At 39.7% G+C, this 3341-nt stretch carries 2 protein-coding genes; both read right to left on the bottom strand.

The features are described from left to right. Nucleotides 1-1283, bottom strand: a 1283-nt coding sequence (locus ABN256_RS18860; RefSeq protein ID WP_349439917.1) for a fimbrial adhesin EcpD family protein, incomplete at its 3' end; no start/stop codon positions are given. Nucleotides 1284-1296: 13 nt separating this feature from the next. Then, on the bottom strand, nt 1297-3341 hold a 2045-nt coding region (locus ABN256_RS18855), incomplete at its 5' end, for a CS1-pili formation C-terminal domain-containing protein (protein ID WP_349439916.1).

The following is a 3341-nucleotide window of genomic DNA, read 5'->3' as shown; positions in this document are numbered from 1 at the left end:
GGGACATTCATTTTTTTATCTTTGGAGCTAAATAAGCAATAAGATTGACCTCGGATTGTTGTTTTAGGCCCTTCAACCGCGGCTGTAATTTTATCAGCTTGGCGAAATGCGCTGGTCGTGACGATATAGTCAAACGTTAATGGTGGCTCTTTATCACCCACTTTTCCTTCTCTATAAGGATTGTTGACTAATTCTTTAGAGACAATACTGATCCCATAATCACGAGGCTTGATAATTATCGTATTAGAAGGGGTAAATTCATAAAAGCCTGATTGAGGCACTGCAGTATTGGTAAAACTAAAGGTAAATAAATCTTGGCTCTTAGAGAGATCAACGTTATTTCTAATTAATTTTTTGAAAAAACTTTTTGTGAAATGGACATAAACGCCGCCATTACCAGGCGTGACTAAATAAGAGGCAATTGTTGGTGAAGAATAATAATAGGTTCTTGATGTCGGCGTTGCTGAAAGAAGAATATCACTCGCACTTGGTGTAAATGATAATGTCGTTGTATCTACTTTCATCGCCAGTCTCATAACATTTAAGCTTTCGCCGTTGAGCTCATAATCGACCATCTTACAAACCACGTTATCACCGACAATTTCACAAAATTTAGAGCCAAGACCTAATACGGCGTTGCCTTCACTATCGACAAAAATCTCTTGTAACGCATTGGTTGATTTTAGCCTTATATGCCCTTTTTTCGTGATCGCAAAACTTTGTTCAGACACTCGGCCGTTTACAGAGCGACATGTTTGACCTAATGCCGGATTGTAATTCTCCTTGGTATAGCAGAAAAAATAACTAAAATTTTCTATACTACTAACCGGTAAAGTTTGCATATATTGATAAAATGAATCAGAGAATATTGCCCTAGGAATACCCGCTTCACCACCATGAGTATTCATATAGGCACGATATATTCCATCACTTAAAACCTGTTCAGGTCTTTGTATACCATCAGAAGGGCAATCTCTATAGGTTCGCCAGCAACGGTTACCAATAAATGGCATTTTAATTGGCGAGTTTTCTAACCAAATATCGAAGTAATTATTGATAGGCACTACGCCAGTATATCCCATGTAACCTAAACTCAGTTGGTTACTACTGTATTTGGTAAAAACGTTAGCACCACTAAAACGAGGGTCTGTTTTTTGAGGTGTAATAAAATACTCGTTATCAATATTGTTTTCGATAAAAACAATATCATTGGTGTAAGTTACTGCATTGCTGGTGAATGTAGTAAAAAGGGCGAGTATTAATAAGAGATAATGTTTGAACATTATATGCTTTCCTTTAATTCCGGTTTACCAATGTCGTTTGCGGATCACAAATCACATCACCCACCCACAGCACACCCCGAGCTGAGGACAAATCTAATTCAGCCTCACAAATCTGTTTATCATCTTGTTGTAATGAAATGACTGGGTAGCGTTTATCAACATCCATTGCAAATTGGCCTTGATGATCGGTTTGAGTACGACCAATATGGTTACGTACCTGCGCACTGGCTAACAGTGTGCCATCAGGCGACTTCATTCGACCAAAAACGGTCACCATCTGTTTTAATTCAGGTTGATGCACGGCAACGTTACCTGGATAAAGCACCACATTTTTCACTCGGCCTGAGGCGATATCAAAGCTATCTTCGCTGTTTTTATCATTCAGTAATTCGACCTTATATTCCGCGTAAGGAGAAAGTGGAATAAAGTTATTACTGCCCGATAAGACAAAACGTTGGCCATTGACGTTGGCGGCAATTTGTCCTTCGCCATCAATGCCGGTTTTCACGATCACCCCAGATGTTTCTTGTTTACCACTGGCAGAGAAGTTCATATCACTATAGGCCAATGAACCTCGGGCGGTTAATGTGGTATTTAGACGATCATTATTAGGGCGGCTCATGGTTAACGTGCCCGTACTGTATTTGGTATCAAACGAGCCGTAACCGCTGACAGAAAAATCACTGTCAGTGCCATCTTTATCATGTAATAAGGTTGATACGGATAAACCTGCGTGACGAATAGCCGAATCTTCAAAGCTTTTCGATGCAGATAATTCACCCCGCATATTCCCATTACTGGATGAAACCCCGGCACTCAACCATGTTGCCAGCGGTAATGAGAAGTCCAGTGTGATGTATTTTTCATTCGTGCTGCTTTGATTATCGTAGTGATAACGTTGAACACCGGTACGCAAACTCATGCTACCGTAACGCCCGTTATAGAGTGTGGTAGAATATTCAAAGTTATTCGATTTGTTTTTATCGCGCAGATCTTTGGTATAGGAATAGGTAAATGATCCGGCATATTCCCAAAATTGAGTCAAATTGAGGGTGGTACCAAAAGAGTAATTATCTGAGTCATACATCGGGAAATCATCTTTGATATTCCCTTTCTCTTTATTGACCCAAAGTGAGCCAAACCCCTTGGGCAATGAATAAGAGGCAGTAATGATATTGCGATCACTACCATCGTTAGCCAAAAGAGATTGCCAACTCGTTGATATATTTTCACTTAATTGTAAGTTTGCATTGGTTTCAAGTACGGCTAAATCATCAAATGCATAGGTTGAAGCTTGCAAATTTAACCCTGAAAACACCCCTAAAGTGACCGTTCCAGCTCCACCCACAAGCCAAGTATTATCAGAGTTTGATGTCTTATATCCATTGTCTCTATTTTTAATCCGTTTTTTATAATCGACATAGCCTGAGAATATTTCCCAACGAAACTCATTTAATGTTGCGCCTCGCATATTGAAGGTTTTATTCACTGTTTGGGCTTGTTTAGAATGAACTTTACCGTCAATAACCACTTCGACTTCGACTTGATAAATACCAAAAGGGAGTGGTGCGGTGTCCACTTCAAAACTGCCCATTGGAAAGTTTTGAATACTTAACAATTTGCCATCACGATAAACACGTACTTCCCCCGCACTGGGTAAAAAGACGGTGATCGGCGTTAAAGAGAGCTGAGAATGATTGACCTTGGATGAGGAATTATTGCCGTAAGTAATCCCGTAAACTTTACTGCTATTGAGCGCCGACATGGAAGCAATAGATTGTAAGTTCCACGTATTTAACAGACCAAAAGCAAAACGGCGACCATTAAAATCACGCTCAAACATGGCACGATAAAAATCGAAAGATTGCTCTGCGGTACCCAAGCCATAAGCGGTGGCACTGAGATTTAAATGGTTTTCAGCAAAACTCCAGATGCTATCGATTGAAAAATAGCTATTGGTGTTATCTTTTTGCTGTTTCATTTGATTGTTATAGACACCTAAATCATAGGTGGTGACGGAGGAAAGATTATCAACTGTTGATTTTCCTAACATTTCCG

Source organism: Proteus sp. fly-1008 (assembly GCF_040140305.1).
In the GTDB taxonomy this organism is placed as follows: Bacteria; Pseudomonadota; Gammaproteobacteria; order Enterobacterales; family Enterobacteriaceae; genus Proteus; species Proteus vulgaris_B.
Note: the sequence above shows the minus strand (reverse complement) of the source record. Positions and strands in the feature narration are given on the sequence as shown.